This is a genomic window from Streptomyces sp. NPDC002004, assembly GCF_053593975.1.
Genome location: NZ_JBSFDP010000083.1, coordinates 1 through 1,314, shown reverse-complemented (window position 1 = coordinate 1,314; position 1,314 = coordinate 1). Strand labels below are relative to the sequence as shown.

The 1,314-nt window shown below is 71.0% G+C and carries 1 protein-coding gene; it reads left to right on the top strand.

Going from position 1 to position 1,314, the window contains the following annotated elements; translation table 11 throughout:
- The coding region (locus ACWCP6_RS37215; RefSeq protein WP_450937094.1) for an acyltransferase domain-containing protein at positions 1-1,314 on the top strand (1,314 nt) is incomplete at both ends.

Sequence of the window (1,314 nt, the reverse complement as noted above, 5' to 3'; positions counted from 1 at the left end):
TGGGAGGTACTTGTCACGTCGGGCAAGACGGCGGCTTCACTGTCGGGCCAGCGGGCGCGCCTGGCGGATCACCTGGCAGACCGCTCGGCGCGCCGTGGCGAGCCGGCCTTGTCGGATGTGGCGTACACGCTTCAGACGGGGCGGCGGCAGCACGAGTACCGTGCCGCGGTGGTTGCTCGTAGTGGTGACGACGCGGTGCGGGCGCTGGCAGACGGAACGGGTCTGGTGACGGGGCGGGCGCGCTCCGACGCGCGTGTGTCGTTCCTGTTCGCGGGCCAGGGATCGCAGTTCGTGGGCATGGGCCGGGAACTGTTCGAGCGGGAGGGCGTGTTCCGCGAGGTCTTCGAGCAGTGTGCGCGCGTGGTGCGGGAGGAACTGGGAGAGGACCTTCGCGCGCTGGTGTACGGCGAGCCTTCGGAGAGCGCGGCCGAGCGACTGAGCGAGACCCGGTTGCAGCAGCCGGCGTTGTTCGCGGTGCAGTACGCGATGGCGGAGCAGTGGCGGGCGTGGGGTGTGGTGCCGTCCGCGATGGTGGGCCACAGTCTCGGCGAGTACGTGGCGGCCACGGTGGCGGGGGTGTGGACGCTGGCGGACGCGATCCGGCTGGTCTGCGCCCGCGGAGACCTGATGCAGCGCCAGGCACTCGGGGCGATGCTCGCGGTATCGCTGGGTGAGGACGAGGCGCAGCAGCTCGCGAAGGCGGCGGGCTGTGTGGTCGCGGCGGTGAACAGCCCGGCTCAGACGGTACTGTCCGGGCCCGAGGAGGCCGTCGAGCAGGCCGCGCGCACCATGGCCGAGCGCGGAATCCTGCATCGCAGACTGGCGACCTCCCACGCGTTCCACTCGCCGATGATGGAACCGGTGCTGGAGGAGTTCGAGCGTCGGGTGGCGCGGGTGGACATGCGAGTGCCCCGTATTCCCTTCGCCTCCAACGTCACGGGTCAGTGGATCACGGCGGAGCAGGCGACCAGTGCGTCGTACTGGGCCGGGCATGTCCGCAGCGCCGTGCGTTTCTCCGACGACGTGACCCTGCTGCTGCGCGACGAACCGGACGCGCTCCTGCTTGAGGTCGGCCCCGGTACGGCGGCGGGCGCGCTGGTGGCCGACCATGAGCGGGCCCGAGACCGGATCGTGGTGGCCTCGATGCGGCACGTGCGCGATCCACGCGGCGACGTGCGGCTGGCCCGGGAGGCGATGGCGCAGCTGTGGGTGAACGGCACCTCGGTGAACTGGGCCGCACTCCACGAACACCGCACACCACGCCGCGTACCCCTGCCCACGTACGCCTTCGACACCAAGCGTTACTGGATCGAG